Genomic DNA, 22,532 nt, shown 5'->3' with positions numbered 1-22,532 from the left:
TTCCGCCTTACGGGCGGGTTGTTGGTTAGGGGCCTGTGCGAGGGAGGCCGTTGTTTTCGGCTCTGCTTCAGGCGGTCGGCGTGGCTCGTGCCGGCACGCGATCCATGATGAAATCGACCAGTGTCGGTTCGCCGTCGACCACATCCAGCTCCTTGTATCTGGTCTGCTTGAGCCCACGGCAAAGCGCGCCGTTGAACTCCATGTTGATACGCACACTGCGCAGCTCGGCGAGATGCGCACTGAGTGCATGGGCCGGTATCGGTTGCCCTTCCCATGTCACGAAGACAGGCTCATCCGCCCGGCGGTCGGGAAAGCGTTCAAGCAGAGCCGACCTATACCTCGGCTTCTGTTTGGCCGCTTCGCCGGGTTCGAACCGCGCGACGTCGTACGCCGGCAGGTCCATGCCGAGGATTTCCCGATCTGTCAGACCGTGCTGCCGGAGGCCGCGCAAGACTGCCTCCTGGCGTCGCTTGAACGCCTTCATCGCAAACGTTTCCCGCAGACCTGCGAGATCGAGGTCGCCAGCAAGTTCGCCAAAGATCTCGCCGAATGCCTTGCCAGCCTCTATGCCGCGATTTACCTCCTCCGCGAACATATGGTCGTGCAACTTCACCCGATAGGCAGGCGACCACGAAAGCTGGTCGAGCGATTTGCAGACGCCGTCCAGCATAAGGAAAGCGAAGTTGGGCGAGCACCAGTAGGTCGGCAGGCGAAACTCGACCTGCACGCCGCCGTCGTCGGCGACTGCGGCGAGCTCGACGAAGCCCATCTCGGTGATCGATTCGTCGAGCTCCGGATCGTTGACCTCACCAAGGCGTCGCCAGAGCTCATTCTCGCGGCTACCGGAAAAGGCGGTTGCCATCGTTCCTACTCCGCGGCGATGCTAAAAGGCGAGTTGGCGAATTCCGCCTTCCGGGCTTCGATGTCGATGTCGTAGAGGCGGGCAGCGTTGAGGCCGAGGATCTTTTCCTTGATCTCGTCGGTCAACTGCACGCCGCGCTCGGCGGCGATGTCCTCTGGAATCTGATAGGCCCAGAGCTTTTCGACCAGCCAACGCGGCGTCCAGATCGCGTAGTCGGAACCGAACAGGATCTTCTCCGGGCCGATCCAGAACAGCAGCTCGGCGATCACCTCGCCGAAATAGCGCGGACGCGAATGAATAAAGGGCAGTGCCACCGCGAGCCCGGCGTAGACATTGGTCTCCTGGGTCGCGATCCAGCAGAAATCATCGAGGCGCGGTAAGCCGCAATGCTCCACGATCCAGTTGAGGCCCTGGAAATCCGTAGCAGCATGATCCACGTCGTGTACGTCAAACGCATCCTTGCTGAGCGGGATTATCGTCGGACCCTTGTGGACGTGGATGTTCCTGATGCCGAGCTTGTCGCAGAGCTCGAAGCATTTGTAGGCCTCGGAGTCGTTCAGCCGCCAGCCTTTCGACGCGCCGTTCCACTCGGCGGTGTACATCTTCACGCCTTTAATGTCGTAAGTCTCTTTCATGAAATGGATGTATTCGAGCGCTTTTTCGCCATCGCGCGGGTCAAACGCCCCATTCACAATGAAACGGCCGGGATACCTCTTGGCGATCTCCGAGGTGCGCTTGATGCAGCCGAAGCCGGTCTTGTAGAAATCGCTTAGTGACGTGGTCTGGAAAATCGCGATGTCATCCGGCCCGTCGATGAACAGGTCGTTGTAGAGATTCTCGGCCGAGTACTTCTCAAACTTGCTCTTCTCCCACAGCTGTTCCTTGGGGCTGAGCCCGGTATGATAGGCGTAGAAGCAATCGATGAACTGCTTGCCGTGAATATTCTTCTGGTTCTCCGGGCTGCCGTCCCAGAAATGGGTGTGGCCGTCGACCACGAAAATGTCCTTACCTTCCGGTGTCCTAAACATTCTTTCCTCCGCAAAATGCGTGTTGATCGGTTCGGCGTGCCGCAATCAGGCGGCACGCCTGATTTTTTGCCGGCTATTCGATGTATTCGAACATCTCGTCCATGTTGCCGAACAAGATCACGGTGTTGTCGTCGATGCGCACCATCCGCCCGTAGTGGGTGGAGCTGTTGACCTCGAAGGTTTCCGCCGTCATCTCGCGGCCGAGATATTCGCTGATTTCATCCATCTTGAAGATCAGCTTGCCGGTGCCATCGATCCGGATCATCGCCGGTTGGTAGGTTACGGTTACGTTCGGCTTCAGGCCCATGAATTCAGCGATGGCCCTGGCTTCCACCGAGTCGTTCATGGTGACGCCGCACTGATGCGAAATCGTCTGTTCGAAGGTGATGTCCTTCATCGCCCTGAAGATGTTGGATTGCGATGCGTCGCGTGCTGCAGTTGACATGACGGTTTCTCCCTGTGTCAGCGCTTGAGGCCAAGTTCGCGGAGTATCTGACCAATCCGTTCCTCGGATTTGGCACGGACATCCGCAAATGCGACCGGCTTGGAATGCGGCATCGACCAGATCGGCTGCAGGCCGGTGGCTGCCTTGTCGGCGAGCGCGCCGTGTTTCTCGACCCAGCCCTGGAAGAGCTTCTTGTTCGCCGCGCCGTGCTTCTCGTCGTTGGCGAGCATGTGCATGAGGTCGATCGTGTTGGCGAGGTTGCGTTCGTAGTCGGCCTCGGCTGCCGAGATCACCGCAGGCGTTATGAAGTCGTGGTTGGCGGCGGCGATCTGCATCAGGAAGCCTGAGCGGAATGCTTCCCCGACCAGCGGCTCGAAGACGATGTTGATGGCGAAATACTGTTCGAGATAGTCGCTCGCGCCCATGATGGTTTCGACCGCCTCGCGGGTACCTTGCCAGTTGTTGTCCTCGAGCCAGGTCTTCTTGCCGAGTTCGTCGTCCCAGCCGGGAAGGTCCATGCCGATCTCGGCGAGGTAGAGCGTGATGTCCTGGGCAAGCCGCAGCTTGTAGGACGAGTTGGTCAGCGTCGCGTTGTTGATCATCTGGGTGTAGCCGTAACGCTGCGCCTGCATCAGCGAGGTGCCGAGCCCGAATTCGGCATGTTTCCAGGCGCCGAGCTGCGTCTGCAGGATCTTGACCCAGGCCTTGTCGAAGGTCTTGGGCGCGCCGGACTTGCGGGCGTTGTTGATGACGCTCTGCACCATCGTCTCGATTTTCGACTGGCGCTGGTAGTGCGTGCGTTCCCACTCCTGATCGGGGGCGCGAAAGGCATGCCAGTTGGAGCTCTGCGCAGCAGTGTTCTGCTTGACATAAGCGCCCTTGCCGTCGGCAAAGGAGATGATCCAGTCCTGGATCAGGTAACGCTCCGGGTCAGGCTGTACGTCGACCGTCATGTCTTCGTAGTGCGTGGCGCGCTGGCCCTTCGGGTCGAAATACCGGTACTTCCGGCTGTCGGAATCGGCAAAGATCGCCGCGCCGGCGGCTCCGGATCCGACTGAACTCGAGATAGCTGGCATAGTCTTCACTCCCTTGTTGCAGTTGTGGTTGCAGTTGCGTGGCCGTCCCTCAGTGGGTCGGCGTAGCACCTGTCGATGTGGTGAACTTGTCGAAGAAGATCCGCTCAGTCTCGAACCCGTTCATGAATAGAACCGGCTGAAGCGCATCAATCATCGGTGGCGGGCCACAGGCATGGACATCGCCCTGCCCGTCGACCGCAAGTTGCTTGAGCTTGGCGTCGACACTCTGGTGTACGAAACCGCGTTCGCCTTCCCATTCGGCGTCCTCAGTCGCGTGCGACAGCACGGGAATGAAAGTGACATCCGAATGCTGGCCGATCAGCTCGGCGATCCTGTCAAGATAGAACAGGTCGTTGCGGGTCCTGGCACCGTAGAAAAAATAGACCGGACGTTTCTCGCCGCTCTTCAGATGGTCGTTGAGGATCGACCAGATCGGCGACATGCCCGAGCCGGCGCCGACCAGGACTAGGGGTCCTTGCCGTTCTTCCCGACGGAAACAGGTTCCGTAGGGTCCGACGACGGTGACTTCAGCTCCAACCTTGATTCCTCCGGAATCGAGTTCTCCAGAGAACTTTCCCTCAGGGTATTTTTTGATGATGAAGCAGAGTTTTTCGGTTTGGTCCGGCGTATTTGCCATGGAGAACGAGCGCGTAATCGTCTCCCCTTTTTCCGTGGTAACCGTGATGTCGACATATTGCCCCGCCCAGAACTTTATCGGCGAGCCGAGTTCGATCTCGATGCCGCGAATGTCGTGGGTCAGGTGCTCGATCAGAGCAATCCGGCCGTTGAACGTCTTCACGGCGATCGCTTTCGCCAAAATCTCCTCGTCGTAGTTGAGAAGCTCGACTTCCAGATCGGAGTAGGCGATGCAGCGGCACAAAAGGACGTGGCCGCTCTCCTTCTCCATGTCGTTCAGCGCGAAAGTCGAGTATTTCAGCATGTCGACTTCGCCTTCGAGCAACACGCTCTTGCAGGCCGAGCATTGCCCTTCCTTGCAGCCGTGCGGCAGGGCGATGCCCTGGCGGAAAGCGGCGTTGAGTACCGTTTCGCCATTTTCGACATCAAATTCGACGCCGACCGGGCTGAGCCTGACCGTGTGGGTTTCCGACATACGGACCTCCAGTGAAAGGAAGGGGCGGGACGAACCCGCCCCCCTTTGGCCTGATCAGTTGCAGGGGGTGATCGTGAAGCCGGCCCGGTATTCCGCCAGGTGCTTCTCACGGTCCGCGGGTGACATGGCACGCAGCGCGTTGAGCGGCGACCCGAGCTTGTTGCCGCGCACGTCGTCCAGCGTCCACATCTCCTTGTCGGCGAAACGCATATGCGGCTGCGGGACCAGCGTCTTGCCGTCAGAGCGGACGAAGTTCAGGTCCTTGATGGCATCGGCCAGATCCCAGCCGTCATAGAGCGTCTCCCATTCGCGCTTGCCGCTGAAGCGGCCCATCGCGGGTGTCGGACGGCCCTGATATTCGTCGGCGAACGCCACGGTGGCAGTCCACTTGTCGAGTTCGTGGGCGAAGGTGTGCAACTGGCCGTCGATCTCGCCGACCACCATATCCTCGCGGATCAGGCAGGGAACAAGGCAGGACCAGCAGCGATGTGGATAGACATAGCCGACGTCGCTGTTGAACAGCAGCACCTTCTCGCCCTTGTGGCTGAGCTTGGCGTACCATTTCCAGAAGTCGCCGAATTCGGCGTACCAGCCCGGATATTTGTGCTCGAACCACTCGAAGTCCTTGTCGGTCTGGGCTTCGATGCGCCAGAAATTGACCGGCCAGCCGACCGCGAAGAACTGTCCGACCTTGTGGACATAGTTCTTCTTGGTAATGCGTTCCCAGGCTGCCTGGACGTCGTCGTGATGGACCTTGATGCCGTATTTCTCGAGCGGCAGCATGTAGGTGCGGTAGTAATCCTCATAGATCCAGCGGTGCCACATTTCCGCGTAAGACTCCTTGTTCTTGTCGCGGTTGGTGGTGCCGTATTCGATGAAGGTGCCGATGGCCGCATCGACGATCGCGTGGTTCTGCCAGAAGGCATAGCGCAGGTCGCGCTCGAGCAAGAGGTGATTTTCCGGCTCCTTGAGCGCCGCCATCAGCAGTGAGTGGCCATTACCGATATGCCGGCTCTCGTCGGACTGCACCGACAGGAAGACGGTCGGCAGCGCATAGTCGCCGTTGCGGGCGGCTTCCGACGGCATGGCGACAAAGAGCGTGTTGGTAAAGGCGGTTTCGGCCACCACGGTCAGGTACATGCAGGCGGCAGTCATGGTGTCGCCGGTGATGAAGCCTTCAGCGAACTGCCGGCCGATGGTCGTGGCGTAGCATTTTCCGAAGGCTTCCTCGGTGATGTCGAAGCCAGCCGGATCGATGTAGTTCTCCATGTACCATTTCTTCAGGTTCATCTGGATCGTCGAATGCCGGAACTCGTCGATCATCTGCATCGTGAAGCCGGTCCTGAGTTCCTCGCCAGGAGCGATACGGGCGACCATCGCCATCGAGCGGGCAGCCGAGATTTCCGGGAAGGGAATGATCGCCAGAAAGAGTTTCATCCACTCGACCCAGCGCGGTTCCACATTGCGGAACATGTCGCCGCGCAGCGCCGCATCCAGCGCGCCGTAGACCCGGTTGTCCTTCTCTTCCTGCATCGGAAAGTACGACCGCAAAACCTGCTTCATCGGGTCGCGCGGCGTCTTGTTGATCTTGTAGTCCGTCGGAAACGTCACCGCTTCCTGGACGTAGGAAGGATTCCAGCCGAGATCGGCAATCTTCTTGGTTGCCTCGCCGACGGAAATTCCGCGTTGCGAGGTAATCTTGTTGAGCGTCAGAGACGTCATGGTCATAAGCCTCCACCAGGTTTGAGCCGCAGGTCCCTTGACCCCGGCATGAAGCGGCGCACAGCGCCGCAAGTGAGAGTGCGAACGGCACGACAAAGGGTTGCGCATTCAGGCGCGACTCATGGTCCGGCCATTCAAGTGGATCGCGGCAAAGGTGTTAGAGTCTTACAGGGACCGCGGCGCCAACCGCATATGCGATGGGCGTATCGAAGCGGACGTGACCTGCTTCCTCCGTTCCTTCGTTCTTTTGGCACCGCGTCAAAAGCGCGATGGGCTTCTTGTGGAAATGTATAAAGCAAGCGCCGTGCCAATTTGAAAATGGCGCCCGTGCCTGACGCTAAAAACAAATCGCCGCCCCTTTCGGCGCATGAAGAGGACGGCAACTGTAACGTTCCTTTACAGTTGTAACGTACGCATGTAATATTTGATATCTATTCGCAATTGCGATATATCAAGTTAGCTTCGCAGCAAATTTGAAAAACACACATCATCTATTTTATTCTTCTCCTTTCTCTACTATTTGAGGGTGATGGTTCACGGACGGGCCTCGCACTGGAGAAAAGCCGTGGCGAACGACAAAGACAGCCGGAGGCAGCCCGAGCCAATGTCCAGCCAGGTTGATGGCGTCACCGGCGATCTTGTCAGGCTGATGCCCCGCGATCTGGTCTTTGTCATGCGCTTCATGGGCGAGAGCCAACATCGCCTCCAGAGTCACTTCCAGGACTTCATCCGGGCCGAGCTTGCCGCCGGCGGCGTCACCACGGAAACGCATCCGATGATCCATCTGTTCATCGAGAACCATGCGATCCTGTTGCGCGACTTCGTGTTTTCCGGCGTTTCGCTGTCGCGGCAGTTCCGCGTCGAGGAGATCGAGCGCCTTACCGGCGATACGACATCGATGATCCGCGTCGACATCTGGGATCAGCTCAAGAGCCACATCGAAACGGCCGAAAAACAGTTCCAGTCGCAGGCCGGCACATTGCCCAAATCGCTGTCGGCTTTCGAAAAACCACCCGGACCGACGGCTGGGACCGAAAAATGATGGAGGATCCGATGGGGCAAACGACCAGGCGTGACATGTTGCTCGCCCGCCGGCTCGATCTTGTCGCCAACGTCTCCGCGCTGACTGCCGAGGCGCTGCGGCTCAATCAGATACGCGCCGGTATCGAGATGGATGTGCTGCGCCTGGAACTCGAAATCGGCAGGAGCGGCGCCAGCGCGCAACTGGTGCAGGATTTGCATGAGGCGGAGGAGAGAGCCGCCGCGGTCATGCAGGAAGGCGCGAGGTGCGAGCAACGCATCGCCGCCGCGGAAGCCGACGTCGAGGACGTCGACCGCAGCCTCGCGGCGAAGGTGGGTAATTGACGAAGGGAATGGTCATGAACCAGCACGCGATACAGAACCTGACCTTGTTCGACCTGCTGGCGCGAAGCTGGCGTCGCCCGTCGGCGATCGCCGACCTGCGCTTCAGCGCCGATGGCTCGGCTGTCGCATACACCAGCGTCGACGGAACGGTCGCCATAGCCGCAGTCGCGGACCAGGAGCCGCCGGAATCGCGGATCAGGGTGAGCGGCGATCTCGGCCAGACGACGATCCGCCCGCGGGAGAAGCCACCGGCACCATTGATCGCCACCGCTGCGTTGGGGGATGGAGACGTCCCGCTCGCCAGCTACCTTTCCTTCGGCTTCCTCGTTGGAACGGCGGCTGGCGAAGCGGTGCATCTGGCCGCGAACGGCAATGTGATGGAGACGCTGGTGAAGATCGACGGGCCGGTCGTCGCCGTCGACCACAACCCCCGGACGGCCATCACAGCCGTCAGCAACGGCCAGGATGTCTTCCTGGCACGCGGCCAAGGCGATGCGGTACGACTGCGACACGATGATGCGACACCGTCCACGGGTGCGCTTGCCTTTTCGCCAGGCGGAAGGCGCCTCGCCCATGGCCTAGGCGACGGATTGTCGATCTGGGCGGTCGACGGCGACGCTACCCCGATACGCGACGTTTCTTTTTCGGCGCGCCCGGTATCGATCCGCTGGAGTGGAGACGGCACATGGCTGGCCTGTGGACTCGAAACAGGCGGCTTTGCCCTGGTCAGCATGACCGATGATCGCTACGGCATCGTCGAGGGATTTCCATCGCCGGTCCGGACACTGTGCTGGAGCCGGCCGGAGCATGCGCTGTTTGCGTCGGGCGCCTTCCGGATCGCCGGCTGGTCGATGACCGCTCCGCCACTTGACGGCGACACCTCGGGCGCGCTGGAGACTGGCCGCGCCGGGCTGGCTCCGGTCGAGACAGTGGCTGCGCACCCGGAGAAAAAACTGATTGCGGCCGGCTATGCCAACGGCCGGATCACCATCGCCCAGATCGGCGCGCGAGACGAACTCCTCGTCAGGCCGCTGGGCAGCGCGGTGACCGCGCTTGCCTGGTCCGGCGACGGACGCCACCTGGCAGTGGGCTCAGCCGACGGCACCGCCGCGATCGTCACCTTTCCCGCACAGATGTTCAAATAGCAAAGGCAGGCCGCATGCAAAAGGAGCACAAAATGCAAACCGAACCCACCCCCGAGGGCGAGAGCAAGGACGAATTCTTCGAACGGCTCGCCAAGCTGTCGGAAGAAATGGTGGCCAAACACGGCAAGGATTTCAGTATGGGCGCATTGGTGCTTGCCGCTCGCTGGATTGCCGAAAACCGCGTCGGCCAGTTGAAGACCAACTAAACTCACGACCAATCAATGCGCTCGAAAAGCCAAAGCTCCGAAGGAGCTTCAGGCGGATTCGGCGTACAGGTTTTGCGCTGCGCTGGCTGTGTATGCCATTCCTTCAGATTGCGACTTACCCTGGTCGAGGGCTCACCCAGGCGCGACTCAATCCAGCGCTCGCAGATGCCGCAGGTACCACCCTATAGTCGGTGCGCTGGCGATCGGCGCAGGTTTCAGTTGCGCCGTGGTCATTGATGGCAGTGTCCATCACGGAGCGCATGGGGAGCCTGCGTTATGAGCGCACCACCAGAGGCACCAGACCCTCATGGCGGTGGTCGAGATAACACACAACGCGGTCGCCAATGCGCTCGAAGATGAGATCGACTTTCGCCTCGCCGATGGCCAGGTGGCGGATAACGATGTTGTCGATGCCGATCGGCAGCCGCGGGCGTTCGACGGTGATTTCGCGTTTCCAGCCGTCAACCCGAATGCCCAGGCAAGCCTGCAGCATCATGAAAGCGGCGCCAGCCGACCACGCCTGCGGCAGACAGGCGACCGGGTAGGCCACCGGTGAATCGCTGGCGGCACGCGTAAAGCCGCAGAACAGCTCTGGCAGCCGCATATTGAAACGGACCGCCGCCTCGAACATACCGCTCATCAGCTTCACGACGCTGTCGCGCTCGTGATAGCGGGCGAGACCGGAGGCGCAGAGCGCGGTGTCGTGCGGCCAGATCGAGCCATTATGATATGACATCGGGTTGAATGGGATCTCGTCGTCGGCCAGTGTGCGAACGCCCCAACCGCTATGGAGATGAGCAGAGAGCAGCTGGGTGGCGACTGACTGAGCCCGTTCCGCCGACGGCAGCCCGACGTAAAGCAGGTGACCGGCATTGGACGTGCGAACCGCGCATTGCTTGCCTTCTCCGTCGATTGCCAAAGCATAGAAATCGCGGTCCGGCATCCAGAAATGCGTCTCCACCGCCTGACGGATCCTCTCTGCCAGGGCGCTCCAGTGCGCCGCCTTTGCGTCGTCGCCGCGCCTGGCGGCCAGCGCCGCCATTCCCTGATATGCGGCGAAGGCATAACCTTGCACCTCGACCAATGCGATCGGTCCTTTGGGGATCGTGCCGTCGGCATGGAAGATGGCATCGGAACTGTCCTTCCAGCCTTGGTTGAACAGACCCGTGTCGGCCGCCCGGTTGTAGGTGACAAAGCCTTCTCCGTTGCGGGCTCCGACCTCTTCCATCCAGGCAGTGGCAGCGCCCAGGGAGTTCCACATGCGATCGACGAACGCCTCGTCTCCGGTGCGATCGGCGTAGGACGAAGCCAGATAGACATAGAGTGGCGTGGTGTCGACGCCGCCATAGTAGCGGCCGAACGGCAGCTCGCGCAGCACGGCCATTTCCCCCTTGCGGGTTTCATGCATGATTTTGCCAGGCTCCGCATCGTCGAATACAGAGGTCTCGGTCGATTGATAGTGGGCAAGGAAGGCCAGGACCCCACGAGCAAGGTCCGGATTGAGCCAAAGCATCTGCAAGGCGGAAATGACGCCGTCGCGGCCGAAAGCCGTCGAAAACCAAGGGATGCCGGCATACGGGTATGGCCCGGTCTCCAGATCGGTCGTCAGCAGCGCGATGTCGGCGCGTGTGCGTGTCAGCCAGTCATTGAACACGCGCCCGGAGCTGAAGACGGTGGCGCCCTGCCGGCGCTTTGAGCGCATGGCGAAGCGGGCTCGCGCAGCGGCCGCGCGAAAGCGGTCGCTGGAGGGGGTTTCTTCGCTGTGGCCGACCTCCAGGTACAATGCTCTGCTGTCACGCCTTGCCACGACAATGAGGAAATCGGCGTGATCGGGGTGCACCTGATCGGGCTTGATCGAGAATGCGATGACCGATTGACGAGCCACATTGTCGAGGCCTTCATATCGGAACGTTACGCTCGCCTCGCCGACCAGTGCGTCATGCGCGCGACCGCGGCGGCTACGCGTAGTGCCGCGCACCTCGAACATGTCACGGAAATCGGCGTCGAAGTCGAGCCGGACCGGCAGAACCACCTCGCGCGCGGAGTAGTTGGTGAACTTGATGCGTTCGAACATGCGGTCCTGCCAGATGAACCGCGTCCGATCGACGTGGACGACGCCCGGCAATGCTTCGCTGCCATTCGGCCCGATAGTGGCTAGATTGGTAAGATTGGCGGTGAATAGGATGTTGTCCTGCGACAGCGAGGCGCCGAGCAGCGACGGCATCCGGCCGCCAATGAACAGACGGAAGCGCGACAATACACGCGTGTCGTCGCGGAAAAGCCCGTCGCCGGTGCCGCGTATGTCGCCGTAGCTGTCTGCGACGACGAAACAATCCTCGTGTTTCAGCGCAAATTGCCGATGCGGCTCGCGCGGTGCCGTTTCGTCGATTGCCGGCAGCGCCACGGCTGGATCAATCTTGCGGTCTTCGAGTTGAGTGGTCATGGTCAACCTTCCGTTCAGAAGCGACCAAGGCGGCTCAGGCGCTGATCCGAGCAGCCGAGCCGTCTCCTTGCTCGGTCAGGTAGACATAGTCATCATTGCGGCATTTTTAGCGCGCTTGTTTTGAGAACCAAGTGCGGTCGTTATGTCGTCCGAGAGCGAGCCATAGATCGCTGCATAGTCGCGGCACATGCGCTCGACCGTGAATCGCTCTTCAAAAGTCCGTCGCACCTGTGCACGATCGAGGCCGTTTATCCGCCGTACCGCGTCCACAGCTTCGTCGAGCGTGTCGACGATCAACCCGGACACGCCGTCGTCGACGACCTCCGGAACGGCGCCGCGCCTAAACGCTATCACAGGCGTGCCACAGGCCATCGCCTCGATGGTTACGAGTCCGAAGGGTTCCGGCCAGTCGATGGGGAATAAGAGCGCTGCCGCATTACCCAAAAAGTCTGCTTTTTGCCGTTCGTCGATCTCGCCGATGAATTCCACGTTCGAATGTCGAAGCAACTGGGGTTCCACCCTCTCTTTCCAATATGATTGGTCTACCTTGTCGATCTTGGCGGCGATCTTCAGCGGCATACCGGTACGCGCTGCGATTTCAATGGCCGTTTCCGGCCCCTTTTCCGGTGAGATGCGGCCGAGGAATGCGAGATAGCCCGAGGCTTTCGGGCGAAAAGGAAGAAGGTCGCGTGGCAGCCCGTGGTACACCGTGCCCGCCCAATTGACCGGCGGCATGGGCCAACGTTGGTCGTAGGAAATCGAGACCAGCGGAATGTCATCGAACATCGCGTAAAGCTGCGCCAGGTCCGGGAGGTCGAGCCGTCCATGAAGTGTCGTAGCGGTTCGCTGGGCAAAGTCCCGGAGTACGGGGAAGTGAAGAATATCGATGTGAAAATGCAGCACATCGAATTCATCGGCCCGCCTGCGCACCTTTTCAAGCATCGTCACGTGGTGGGGAATGTCGTGCCGAACCCTGGGATTCAGGCGCAATGCAATATCGCAACACGGGACCAATTCGGCAGAGGTGCGTGAATCACCGCTGGCGAACAAGGTCACGTCATGCCCCTGTCGAACAAGCTCCTCAGTCAGATATGAGACTATCCGCTCGGTCCCGCCATAGGTCCGCGGCGGCACGGCTTCGGTAAGGGGGGCGATCTGGGCAATTTTCATCTGCAACACTTCTCGAAAGCGAAGGTCATCCTTCAAAAAGCTCCGACGGCAATCCCCTTCCTCGCGTTCATTGCAGTGCGGTTCTCCCGGGCCAACTCTCGAAGGGTCGATATGTTCCCGGCGGGAACAATCGCTGCGTCAGGCGAGTTCAACTAGGGACCAAAGGAGAACCAGAATGGCTACGAAGCTTCAGGACACAAAAGCCGTCAAGGGATCGAGCAGCGAGCACGGCGGCAACCGCGCTGGCAATCAGGACAAGAAGGACAAGCCGCAAAAGAGCAGCCAGGCTGCCGGCAAGGATCCAAGGCGTGGCAAGGACTAACCGACGCCCTGCCCCGGAGGCGGACAATAATGGCTGCGACCATCGAGAGGAGTGACACATGGCAAAGACAAACTTGTCTGCGAAAACCAACCAGCCTGTATCGGGAAAGAGGGCAAGCGGCAGCGACAAGGCCAAGCAACCGGCCAAGGGCGGCGCCCAAGCCAGGAACGCCCAGGAATGGGGCGGCGGATCGAAAGCGTCGAAAGGCAAGATCACCCGGGCAGACCGGGAAAACCCCAACTCAAGCCAGCGCAGCTAAGCTTTTCGCATTCATCTAATCAGTCGGCCCAATCAGTCGGGGCGGAATTTCGAACTGCTCGGCCGGATGGGTTCGGATTGGGGTTGGGTTCGGATCCCGGCACGTCTCGCCGGTCGTTGGCGCCGCTTCGACATTGCAATTCGAAAATGATCGAAGGCTCCGTGCCACGGCGCCGGTAATTGCGGCCTTGACGCGATGTGCATTAGGTCGTTTGTTGCGGGCGGAAGTGCCACGGGAGGAAACCATGGAAGTCACCCCGGGGGCGGATGGCCTCGCAGCGCGGTTCCACGTTTTCACGCCGATGACCGGCGAGGGCTGCCGCGCATGAATTCCGGAGCGATCCTCGAAGCAGCGGGATTGACTAAGGAATTTGGGGGCTTTGTCGCTGTCAACAATGTCAACCTGACGGTGGAGCGAGGATCGGTCCACGCGCTGATCGGCCCCAACGGCGCAGGCAAGACGACCCTCTTCAACCTGCTGACCAAATTCCTCCAGCCAACGCGCGGCGCGATCCGCTACCAAGGCCGCGACATCACCAGGATGCAGCCGGCCTACATCGCGCGGCTGGGCCTTGTGCGCTCCTTTCAGATATCGGCGGTGTTTCCGCACATGACAGCACTCGAGAATGTCCGCATCGCGCTGCAGCGCCGGCGCGGCGACAGTTTCGATTTCTGGCGCTCCGAAAAAGTGCTCTCCAAGTTCGATGGCGAGGGTGCGGCGCTTCTCGCCGATGTCGGCCTGACCGCGTTTTCAGACATCCGCGCCAGCGATCTGTCCTATGGCCGCAAGCGCGCGCTTGAAATCGCGACGACGCTGGCGCTGAACCCTGAAATGCTGCTTCTCGACGAGCCCATGGCCGGCATGGCGCAGGAAGACATCGAGCGCATCTCGGCGCTGATCCGGCGCATCTCCAAGAACCGCACCATTTTGATGGTCGAGCACAATCTGTCGGTCGTCGCCTCGCTGTCGAACCGCATCACTGTGCTCGCTCGCGGCAAAGTCCTCGCCGAAGGCGACTATGCTGCGGTTTCCAAGGATCCGCGCGTTATCGAAGCCTATATCGGGGCCGGACATGCCTGAAGTTGAACTTGCAAGCAGGCCGGCTGCTGGCCCCTCTACGAGACCCCTGCTTCGCGTCGATGGCCTGCAGGGCTGGTACGGCGAGAGCCATGTGCTTCACGGCGTCAGTTTCGAGGTTGGCGAAGGTGAAGTGGTGACGCTGCTCGGCCGCAATGGCGCCGGCAAGACGACGACGCTGAAGGCGATCATGGGAATTCTTTCCAGGCGCTCGGGCTCGGTCACCTATGAAGGTCGGGAAACGATCAAGCTGCCGTCGCGGTTGATCGCACAGATGGGCATCGCCTACTGCCCCGAGGAACGGGCGATCTTTTCCAGCCTCTCTGTCGAGGAGAATTTGATGCTGCCGCCGCAGGTGCGGCCCGGTGGGCTCACCGTCGAGCAGATTTTCGAGCTCTTCCCGAACCTGGAGGAACGGCTTTCGAGCCAAGGCACCAAGTTATCGGGTGGCGAACAGCAGATGCTCGCCATCGGCCGGATCTTGCGGACGGGCGCCAAGCTCTTGCTGCTCGACGAGCCGACCGAAGGGCTTGCGCCGGTCATCGTGCAGCAGATCGGCCGCACCATTGCCCGGCTCAAGAACGAGGGATTCACGATCGTGCTCGTCGAACAGAATTTTCATTTCGCCGCGTTGGTCGCGGACCGTCACTACGTGGTGGAACAGGGGCGCGTGATCGACACCATCCCCAACCACGAACTCGACGCCAACATCGACAAGCTGCACGCCTATCTCGGCGTCTAGACATCATCAACGGCGCGTTGCGCCCCAATCGGAGGGAAGTAGCGATGAAAAAAATGGGATTTGTCCTGGCTTCGACGGCGAGCCTGCTGATGGCCGGCGCGGCCTACGCCACAGATGTCAAGATCGGCGTTCTGAATGACCGTTCCGGCATCTATGCAGACATCGCTGGCGAAGGCTCGGTCATCGCGGCCCAGATGGCGGTCGAAGACTTCAAGGCGACGGACAAGGGCATCAATGTGTCGATCGTCTCCGCCGACCACCAGAACAAGCCGGACGTCGGCTCGAACATCGCCCGCCAGTGGTACGACACCGAAAACGTCGATGTAATCGCCGATGTGCCAACCTCGTCGGTGGCGCTCGCCGTCAACGAGATCACCAAGGAGAAGAACAAGATCTTCCTCGCCTCGGGTCCGGCCTCGTCCGACCTCACCGGCAAAGCCTGTTCGCCCAACACCGTCCACTGGACCTACGACACCTGGGCGCTTGCCAACGGCACGGGCTCGGCCATGGTCGCACAGGGCGGCGACAGCTGGTTCTTCGTCACAGCCGACTACGCCTTCGGCCACGCGCTCGAGCGCGATACGACGGCGGTCGTCGAAGCATCGGGCGGCAAGGTTCTCGGCGCCGTCCGTCATCCTTTCCCCGGCCAGGATTTTTCGTCCTTCCTGCTGCAGGCGCAAGGGTCGGGCGCCAAGGTCGTCGGCCTCGCCAATGCCGGCGGCGACACGATCAACGCGGTCAAGCAGGCGTCGGAATTTGGCATCACCCAGGGAGGCCAGGCGCTCGCCGCCCTGCTGATGTTCATCAACGACGTGCATGCACTTGGCCTCGAAGTGGCGCAAGGCCTCGTGCTCACCAGCGCGTTCTACTGGGACAAGAACGATCAAACGCGGGAGTTCTCTGCCCGTTTCCAGGAGCGGAATGCCGGACAAAAGCCTTCGATGATCGAGGCCGGAGTCTACGCTTCTGTCCTGCATTATCTTAAGGCCGTCGAGGCCGTCGGCGACAAGGATGCGGCCAAGGTGATGGCCAAAATGAAGGAAATGCCGACCGAGGATCCGCTGTTCGGCAAGGGCACCATCCGCGCCGACGGGCGCAAGCTGCACGACATGTATCTGTTCCGCGTCAAGAAGCCGGACCAATCGAAGGCTCCATGGGACTATTTCGAGACGGTGGCCACCATTCCGGCCGACAAGGCGTTCCGCCCGCTCGCCGAAGGCGGCTGTTCGCTCGTCAAGTAAGCGAGCCTCGCCAACGATGCGCCGAACAGCTCGGCGCGTTGTTTTGTCGACAAGTCAGCTGGAGCGACCATGTTCGAACTGCTTGGAATTCCGCCTCAGGTCCTGTTCGGGCAATTGCTGCTCGGGCTGATCAATGGCTCCTTCTATGCGGTTCTGAGCCTCGGGCTGGCGGTCATCTTCGGTCTCCTGAACATCATCAATTTCACGCATGGCGCCCAGTACATGCTGGGCGCCTTCGGCGCCTGGATGCTGCTCAACTATCTTGGCGTCGGTTACTGGTGGGCTGTGTTCATCGTCCCGCCGATTGTCGGCGTCACCGGCATCGTGCTTGAGCGCGTCCTGATCCGACGGCTCTATCACCTCGACCATCTCTACGGGCTGCTTCTCACATTCGGCCTGGCGCTGATCATCGTCGGCTTCTTCCGCCAGTTTTTCGGCGTATCCGGCCTGCCGTACCCGCCGCCGCCGCTTCTGAACGGCGGGTACAATCTCGGCTTCATGTACCTGCCGAATTCGCGCGCCTGGGTGATCGTGGCTTCCCTCATCGTGTGCCTTGCGACCTGGTTCATCATCGAAAAGACCCGGCTTGGCGCCTATCTCAGGGCCGCGACCGAGAACCCGACCATGGTCGGCGCGTTCGGCATCAACGTGCCGCTGCTGGTCACGCTCACCTATGGTTTCGGCGTCGCACTCGCGGGTTTCGCCGGCGTGCTCGCCGCGCCGATATACGCAGTCAATCCGAACATGGGGGCAGACCTGATCATTGTCGTCTTCGCCGTCGTCGTCATCGGCGGCATGGGCTCGATCCTGGGCTCGATCCTCACCGGCTTCGGGCTCGGGCTGATCGAGGGGCTGACCCGCGTATTCTATCCGGAAGGCTCGGCGGTGGTGATCTTTGTCATCATGGCGCTCGTGCTGTTGGTCAAGCCCGCGGGTCTGTTTGGACGGAGTGTGTGATGACAACCGACACCAACCCGATCGCTATGGCGGCCATAACGTCCGTCGGCGCTGCGGGCATGCCCCGTCATCACCTTGCGATCTTCGCCGCGCTGTTCGTCTTCCTCGTCGCCGCTCCATTTCTGCTCTATCCGATCTTTGTCATGAAGGTGCTGTGCTTCGCGCTGTTTGCCTGCGCCTTCAACCTGTTGCTCGGCTTCGGCGGTCTCCTGTCCTTCGGCCACGCAGCCTATTTCGGCATGGCGAGCTACGTCTCGGCCCATGCAGCAAAGGTGTGGGGCCTGACGCCTGAGCTTGCCATTATCGCGGGCACGCTGGTGGCAGCCGTGCTCGGTCTCGCCATCGGCTCGCTCGCCATTCGCCGCCACGGCATCTATTTCGCCATGGTGACGCTGGCTTTTGCGCAGATGATCTATTTCTTCTCGCTGCAGGCGGCGTTTACCGGCGGCGAGGACGGCATCCAGGCCGTGCCGCGCGGCCATCTGTTCGGGCTGATCGACCTCCGTTCGAGCGAAGTTCTCTATTTCTTCGTGCTGGCCATCTTCTTCGCCGGCATATTGCTGATCTATCGGATCATCCATTCGCCGTTTGGCCAGGTGTTGAAGGCGATCCGCGAGAACGAGCCGCGCGCGATCTCGCTGGGGTATCGGGTCAACCGCTACAAGCTCGCCGTATTCGTGCTGTCGGCCACGCTCGCCGGCGTCGCCGGCGCAACCAAGGCCATCGTGTTCCAGTTGGCGTCGCTTACCGACGTCTACTGGACGATGTCCGGCGAAGTCGTGCTGATGACGCTGTTGGGCGGCATGGGCACGGTGTTCGGACCGATCGTCGGCGCGGCAGTCATCGTCACGATGCAGAACTACCTCGCGACATTCGGCGACTGGGTCACGATCGGCCAGGGCATCATCTTCGTTGTCGCGGTGCTGTCGTTCCGGGAAGGCATCGTTGGCGTCCTGGCAAAATGGATCCGAAAACCGCTCTGACCGGGTCGTGAAACCTAAATTTCGGATGATCCTGATCAACGGTCGACCACGTGGGGCCGCAGCGACACGGCACACAGCGTGGTCAGCATCCTCAACTAGGCAGATTTCTCATCGGATGCGACAACCAGCAGTTCGAACGTCACGCAGACGGGGTTAGCGTCGCGGCGAAGGCGACCTGCTGATATCACACCGTCCATGCCGACCAGCGCGATGTCGAGCGTGCAACGACCGGAGCGGACGGCGCCCGTGACGAGAACTTCCGTCGCATAGGAGGAGACAGCCGAGCCATCGTCGAAATCCGCGCCGACCAGGCTGCCGATGCCCTGGATCGAGGCGTGGTCAAAGCCGTGCCGTCGGCAGACGGCTTCGATCGCCTGGCCGATATCCTCGTTGGGCCTTACTGTGCAGATGGCGGCGCGGCGGCCGCGGCGCTCACCCAGGAGCGGAGCCCTGATCGGCGCGAAAAGGCGAAAATTCGTCTCGGCATCGTCGCGCACGTCGAACAGCGCGCCCTCGATACCCCAGGCGGTGACCTCGACCGGCTCCGCCAGATGCGAGTCGAGCGGCAGGAGATGGCCCATGCGGCGCACGCCGTCGGGTGTTCGCCAGATGCCATGGCAATGAAGAAAAGGCTGTTCGTCGCGCCGGCCGGCAACAAGGCCCGCATCCTCGATGACCGTTATGCCTTCCGGCGCGAATGTATCGCTGTACCACGCGGCGTGCGTGCCATCGGGAGAGGCGGCGGGGATGACGTAGCGCATTGGGTCAACCCGCGCGTTGCGCAGGCGGATATACCCGCCGCTGAACCCGGCGACCGCGAGGGCCTGCGCCACGGCGTCATTGATCGAGCGACCGGCTTCGAGCCGCAGCGTCAGCCGCTCTGCGGCGCAGGGCATCGCTGCGAAACGTTCCGAGGCGATCGGACCGGGATGGCGGATGCTGCGCATCGGAGCCATCTCAGGCGACAAGGCCGGCATGGATGAAGCCGCCATCGACGGCGAGAATCTGGCCGTTGATGTAGCTGGCCTCGTCTGAAATCAGGAAAGCCACCGCTCCCGCGATCTCGCGCGGCGTGCCGTAGCGGCGCTGCGGCACGCGATCCAACCACTGCCGGCGGACGTCCTCGGTGTGGACGGCCTGCGTCAGCGGCGTTTCGATCGGCCCGGGTGCGACGGCATTGACGCGGATGCCATCGACGCCGAGCTCATTGGCCATGACGAGCGTAAGCAGATTCTGGCCGCCTTTCGATGCGCCGTAGGCGCTGCGGCCCCTGTTGCCGCAAAGTCCAGAAACAGAGCTGATATTGACAATCGCTCCCGGCAGCTTCCGTTCAAGCCAGTAGCGCGCCGCAGCCCGCGAGACGATGAACGTTCCGGTGAGGTTCACATCGACAATGCGGCGGAAATCCTCGACGCTGGTCTCGACCGACGGCCGGTCCATCGCTATGCCGGCGCAATTCACGACTGCGGCAAGGCTGTGCGCGGCGGTGATCCGGCCGATGGCCTCGTCGACAGCCGCTTCGTCGACGACGTTGCAGACGATGCCGCGTTTCTCGCTGAGGCCGAGATCCGTGCAGGCCGAACCCAGCGCTGGCGCGGCGAGGTCGAGGAGGAAGACCTCGAAGCCGCGCTCGGTCAGCAGGCGCGCCGTCTCAAGGCCGATGCCCGATGCGCCGCCGGTGATCGCCACGGCGCGGCTTTGGTGGCTGCTGTTCATCGCCTGCTCCTCATGCCGAGAGCTTCGGCTCGGACGGTCCCAACTCGCCGCGGCGCTCCAGCTCTTCGCGAATCAACTTCTTGGCGATCTTGCCATAGGCCGATTTGGGCATCGTCTCCCACCACACGAAGCGCTTGGGCATCTTGTAGCGGGCGAGCTTGCCTTCCAGCCAGCGCTCAATCGCGATCGTTTCGCGCACAACGCCGGCGCGGGCGACGCAAACCGCGACGCCGACCTCGCCCCAGACGGGATCGGGAATGCCGAGAACGGCGGCTTCGCTGATGTCGGGATGGAGCAGGATCTTCTCCTCGATCTCGCGCGGATAGATGTTGGAGCCGCCGGAGATATACATGTCGGACGAGCGGCCGGTGATGTAGACGAAGCCGTCCTCGGACATGTGGCCGAGATCGCCGGTGCGGAACCAGCCGTTGCGGAACGCTGCGGCGTTGGCTTGCGGGTTGTCGTAATAGCCGGCGAAGACTGCCGGCCCGATCACGCAGATTTCGCCGGTTTCGCCCGGCGAGACGGCATTGCCGGCGTCGTCCTGGATCTCGACCTGCATGGCTGTGCGCTCGAAACCGCAGGTTCCGATGCGCGCTTGCGGGCCATCCTCGACGGAATGATAGGAAGGAGGCTGCACAGTGATATTGCCCGTGACTTCCCCCAGGCCAAAATACTGGACCAGAACCGGCCCCAGTTTCTCGAGCGCCCGCTTCTGGTCGGCGCGGTACATCGGCGCACCGGCATAAATGACATAGCGCAACGAGGAATGGTCGAACCGGTCGACGCTGTCGTCCTCGACCAGCATCTTGAGGATGGTCGGCACGGTGAAGGCGTTGGTCACCCGCCATTCTTCGACCAGCGCCCAGACCGTCGGCACGTCGAGCTTGTCGGTTGGCAGCAGGATAGACTTGGCGCCGTGCGCCACCTGCACGAGTTGATGAATGCCGGCCCCATGCGACAGCGGCGCCACCACGATCGAGGCGTCGTCGCGTGTCGTGGCGGGCATCAGGTCGCACAAATGATTGGTGATGACAAAGCCCATCTGGCCATGCGTGAGCACGGCGGCCTTTGGCCGGCCGGTCGTGCCGGAGGTGAAGAAGAACCAGCAGGGATCGTCGCGATCGACGGCGACGCTGGCAACGGTCCGGCCGGCAAAACGGGCGGCGACGGCGTCGTAGTCATCGCCGAATTCGGCCGCGCCGATCGACAGGACGAAGTCGATCCCGGGGGCTGTTTCCCGGCAGGCAGCAGCATGAGCCGGGAAGCCCGCGCCGCAGATCAGGCCACGCGCGCCGCTCGCCTTGGCGAGGTAGGCGACTTCGTCCGGCGACTGGCGGTAGTTCGCCGGCACCCAGACGGCCCCGAGCCGGAAGCAGGCGAACATAGATTCGAACATCTGGTTGCAATTGGCCGACTGGACGAGGATTCGATCTCCCTTTGTCACGCCGAAGTCGTCGCGGAGTGCGGCGGCCATCGCGTTGACGCGCGCTTCCATCTCGCGCCACGTCCACTGCCGCTCGCGCCAGACGAAGCCAATATCGTGCGGATTGCGGCGTGCCGCCTGGGTCAAAAAATGCGAGAGGTTCATGACGCGCGTGGAGGAAGGCGTCACGCCGCCTGGAGCCAGGATCATTACTTGGCGCGCTCCAGCAACGACACGTAGACGAAAATGGCGTCAACGTCGCCGGGATCGACGCCGGCATGAGCAGGCGTGGACGCCGCTGCCGTCGCCATCAACTGTGCGGTGTTTTCCAATTCCGACTTTCTGAACGCGGAATGCGCCCGTCCGTCGGTGTGAGCCTTCGTCATTGTGACAACCTCCTGGTGCGGGGCTTTAAAGTGGGGTTCTCGCGCACATGCGCGCGCGAGGCGAACATCTGGGCAAGCCGTTCCTCGACGCGCTTTGCCTCCTGCATGAGATATCCGACGAGTTCGATTTGCCTTGCCGGCTGCATCCGGCTGTCGATCGCCGCGATCGACAGTGCGCCGACTGGCCGCGCGTCGGCGCTGCGAAGCACAACCCCGACCCCCCAGGAATTGGTGACGATGCGGCCGGGATTGAGCGAATAGCCGTTGGCGCGCGTCGTTTCGACGTCGCGCCGGATCTGCTCGACCGGCAGCATTGGGTAGTCGGATTTGAGCACTGCGTCATTGGCGGCCAGCACCGCTTCCACTTCCTCGTCGGGGAGTGCGGCGAGCATGGCGAGGGAGCCGGCGCCGACGCCCAGTGGGTGCTCGAATCCGGCCTGCAGCGCGTGGGTCCTGACCGGGTATGTGCCTTCCTCGCGATAGAGGCAGACCGAGTATGTGTCGCGGCGAACCGAGAGGAAGCTGGCATCCTCGGTCTTTCTGGAAAGGCGCAGCAGACTTTCCATCGAGACCTGAAGCAAGCCGAAACGTCGCGAGGCGAGGCTGCCCAGCACGTAAGCCTCCTCGCCGAGATAATAGCGCCGCGTCGTCTCGTCCTGCTCGATCATTCCCGCGCGCATCAGCGCCAGCAGCAGGCGGCGCGTTGTCGGCTTGTTGAGCCCACTTTCCTCGACGATATCGGAGAGCGAAACACCGCGGTCGGCGTGGCGGCCGACCATTGACAGAAGGCTGAGCGCCCGGTCGACGCTCTGCGAGCCGGTCTGATCGCGTTCCGGGGGCGGCGCGATGT

General features: G+C 61.6%; 24 protein-coding genes. 11 read left to right on the top strand and 13 right to left on the bottom strand.

The window, feature by feature from the left end:
- Window positions 1–67: 67 nt before the first annotated feature.
- The 6 genes from AC0L2R_RS13495 to AC0L2R_RS13470 form a co-directional block, all read right to left on the bottom strand.
- Window positions 68–862 (bottom strand): iron-sulfur cluster assembly protein, encoded by a 795-nt coding sequence (locus AC0L2R_RS13495; protein ID WP_473509465.1) that lies wholly within the window; start codon window positions 860–862, stop codon window positions 68–70.
- Window positions 863–867: 5 nt separating this feature from the next.
- Window positions 868–1,890 carry an amidohydrolase family protein gene (locus AC0L2R_RS13490; protein ID WP_254020523.1) on the bottom strand — a complete coding sequence of 341 codons (1,023 nt, stop codon included), beginning with the start codon at window positions 1,888–1,890 and terminating at the stop codon, window positions 868–870.
- Window positions 1,891–1,963: 73 nt separating this feature from the next.
- A complete protein-coding gene (locus AC0L2R_RS13485; RefSeq protein WP_023799649.1) occupies window positions 1,964–2,335 on the bottom strand; it encodes an MmoB/DmpM family protein in 372 nt (123 codons plus the stop codon).
- A gap of 17 nt (window positions 2,336–2,352) precedes the next feature.
- The gene (locus AC0L2R_RS13480) at window positions 2,353–3,411 is read right to left on the bottom strand and encodes an aromatic/alkene monooxygenase hydroxylase subunit beta (RefSeq protein WP_473509463.1); all 1,059 of its coding nucleotides are present in this window, start codon (window positions 3,409–3,411) and stop codon (window positions 2,353–2,355) included.
- Between the two features lie 49 nt (window positions 3,412–3,460).
- Window positions 3,461–4,522: a 2Fe-2S iron-sulfur cluster-binding protein gene (locus AC0L2R_RS13475; RefSeq protein ID WP_473509461.1), complete on the bottom strand. Its 1,062-nt coding sequence runs from the start codon at window positions 4,520–4,522 to the stop codon at window positions 3,461–3,463.
- Window positions 4,523–4,576: 54 nt separating this feature from the next.
- Entirely contained in the window at window positions 4,577–6,250 is a 1,674-nt protein-coding gene (locus tag AC0L2R_RS13470; RefSeq protein ID WP_473509459.1) for an aromatic/alkene/methane monooxygenase hydroxylase/oxygenase subunit alpha, read from the bottom strand.
- Window positions 6,251–6,809: 559 nt separating this feature from the next.
- Here AC0L2R_RS13470 and AC0L2R_RS13465 point away from each other — a divergent pair.
- From AC0L2R_RS13465 to AC0L2R_RS13450, 4 genes are read left to right on the top strand one after another with little or no spacing between them, the layout of a single operon-like run.
- Complete coding sequence (locus AC0L2R_RS13465; protein ID WP_473509458.1) at window positions 6,810–7,286, top strand: hypothetical protein; 477 nt, start codon at window positions 6,810–6,812, stop codon at window positions 7,284–7,286.
- 11 nt (window positions 7,287–7,297) lie between these two features.
- Complete coding sequence (locus AC0L2R_RS13460) at window positions 7,298–7,609, top strand: hypothetical protein (RefSeq protein ID WP_236378686.1); 312 nt, start codon at window positions 7,298–7,300, stop codon at window positions 7,607–7,609.
- Window positions 7,610–7,623: 14 nt separating this feature from the next.
- Window positions 7,624–8,754 (top strand): WD40 repeat domain-containing protein, encoded by a 1,131-nt coding sequence (locus AC0L2R_RS13455; RefSeq protein WP_473509456.1) that lies wholly within the window; start codon window positions 7,624–7,626, stop codon window positions 8,752–8,754.
- A 32-nt stretch (window positions 8,755–8,786) separates the two neighbouring features.
- On the top strand, window positions 8,787–8,960 hold the full coding sequence (locus AC0L2R_RS13450; RefSeq protein ID WP_473509454.1) for a hypothetical protein: 174 nt from the start codon (window positions 8,787–8,789) through the stop codon (window positions 8,958–8,960).
- 274 nt (window positions 8,961–9,234) lie between these two features.
- Here the strand turns inward: AC0L2R_RS13450 and AC0L2R_RS13445 are convergent, their stop codons facing one another.
- A complete protein-coding gene (locus AC0L2R_RS13445) occupies window positions 9,235–11,403 on the bottom strand; it encodes an amylo-alpha-1,6-glucosidase (protein ID WP_473509453.1) in 2,169 nt (722 codons plus the stop codon).
- A 75-nt stretch (window positions 11,404–11,478) separates the two neighbouring features.
- On the bottom strand, window positions 11,479–12,573 hold the full coding sequence (locus AC0L2R_RS13440) for a glycosyltransferase family 4 protein (protein ID WP_473509452.1): 1,095 nt from the start codon (window positions 12,571–12,573) through the stop codon (window positions 11,479–11,481).
- Between the two features lie 175 nt (window positions 12,574–12,748).
- On the opposite strand from AC0L2R_RS13440, the gene AC0L2R_RS13435 reads away from it, so the two are divergent.
- From AC0L2R_RS13435 to AC0L2R_RS13405, 7 genes are all read left to right on the top strand, one after another.
- On the top strand, window positions 12,749–12,895 hold the full coding sequence (locus AC0L2R_RS13435; protein ID WP_023799660.1) for a hypothetical protein: 147 nt from the start codon (window positions 12,749–12,751) through the stop codon (window positions 12,893–12,895).
- A 58-nt stretch (window positions 12,896–12,953) separates the two neighbouring features.
- Window positions 12,954–13,154 (top strand): hypothetical protein, encoded by a 201-nt coding sequence (locus tag AC0L2R_RS13430; protein ID WP_287177729.1) that lies wholly within the window; start codon window positions 12,954–12,956, stop codon window positions 13,152–13,154.
- A 324-nt stretch (window positions 13,155–13,478) separates the two neighbouring features.
- Complete coding sequence (locus tag AC0L2R_RS13425; RefSeq protein ID WP_473509449.1) at window positions 13,479–14,234, top strand: ABC transporter ATP-binding protein; 756 nt, start codon at window positions 13,479–13,481, stop codon at window positions 14,232–14,234.
- Window positions 14,227–14,973, top strand: a complete 747-nt coding sequence (locus tag AC0L2R_RS13420; protein ID WP_473509447.1) for an ABC transporter ATP-binding protein — start codon at window positions 14,227–14,229, stop codon at window positions 14,971–14,973. Before AC0L2R_RS13425 ends, AC0L2R_RS13420 begins: the two co-directional genes overlap by 8 nt.
- 53 nt (window positions 14,974–15,026) lie before the next feature.
- Window positions 15,027–16,214, top strand: a complete 1,188-nt coding sequence (locus tag AC0L2R_RS13415; protein WP_413468402.1) for an ABC transporter substrate-binding protein — start codon at window positions 15,027–15,029, stop codon at window positions 16,212–16,214.
- A gap of 69 nt (window positions 16,215–16,283) precedes the next feature.
- Window positions 16,284–17,171 carry a branched-chain amino acid ABC transporter permease gene (locus AC0L2R_RS13410; protein WP_027156409.1) on the top strand — a complete coding sequence of 296 codons (888 nt, stop codon included), beginning with the start codon at window positions 16,284–16,286 and terminating at the stop codon, window positions 17,169–17,171.
- The gene (locus AC0L2R_RS13405) at window positions 17,171–18,154 is read left to right on the top strand and encodes a branched-chain amino acid ABC transporter permease (RefSeq protein ID WP_027156408.1); all 984 of its coding nucleotides are present in this window, start codon (window positions 17,171–17,173) and stop codon (window positions 18,152–18,154) included. The genes AC0L2R_RS13410 and AC0L2R_RS13405 overlap by 1 nt, the downstream gene beginning before the upstream one ends.
- Before the next feature lie 95 nt (window positions 18,155–18,249).
- Here AC0L2R_RS13405 and AC0L2R_RS13400 read toward each other — a convergent pair whose 3' ends face one another.
- The 5 genes from AC0L2R_RS13400 to AC0L2R_RS13380 are packed head-to-tail and all read right to left on the bottom strand — an operon-like array spanning window position 18,250 to window position 22,530.
- The gene (locus tag AC0L2R_RS13400) at window positions 18,250–19,101 is read right to left on the bottom strand and encodes a PPC domain-containing DNA-binding protein (protein ID WP_473509446.1); all 852 of its coding nucleotides are present in this window, start codon (window positions 19,099–19,101) and stop codon (window positions 18,250–18,252) included.
- A gap of 10 nt (window positions 19,102–19,111) precedes the next feature.
- A complete protein-coding gene (locus AC0L2R_RS13395; protein ID WP_473509444.1) occupies window positions 19,112–19,870 on the bottom strand; it encodes an SDR family NAD(P)-dependent oxidoreductase in 759 nt (252 codons plus the stop codon).
- Between the two features lie 10 nt (window positions 19,871–19,880).
- Entirely contained in the window at window positions 19,881–21,506 is a 1,626-nt protein-coding gene (locus tag AC0L2R_RS13390) for an acyl-CoA synthetase (RefSeq protein ID WP_473509443.1), read from the bottom strand.
- Window positions 21,506–21,682, bottom strand: coding sequence for a hypothetical protein (locus tag AC0L2R_RS13385; protein ID WP_473493865.1), 177 nt, complete (start codon window positions 21,680–21,682; stop codon window positions 21,506–21,508). The genes AC0L2R_RS13390 and AC0L2R_RS13385 overlap by 1 nt, the downstream gene beginning before the upstream one ends.
- Complete coding sequence (locus AC0L2R_RS13380) at window positions 21,679–22,530, bottom strand: IclR family transcriptional regulator (RefSeq protein WP_473509731.1); 852 nt, start codon at window positions 22,528–22,530, stop codon at window positions 21,679–21,681. Before AC0L2R_RS13380 ends, AC0L2R_RS13385 begins: the two co-directional genes overlap by 4 nt.
- Window positions 22,531–22,532 lie beyond the last annotated feature (2 nt).

This window comes from Mesorhizobium sp. WSM4820 (assembly GCF_055811075.1).
Note: the sequence above shows the minus strand (reverse complement) of the source record. Positions and strands in the feature narration are given on the sequence as shown.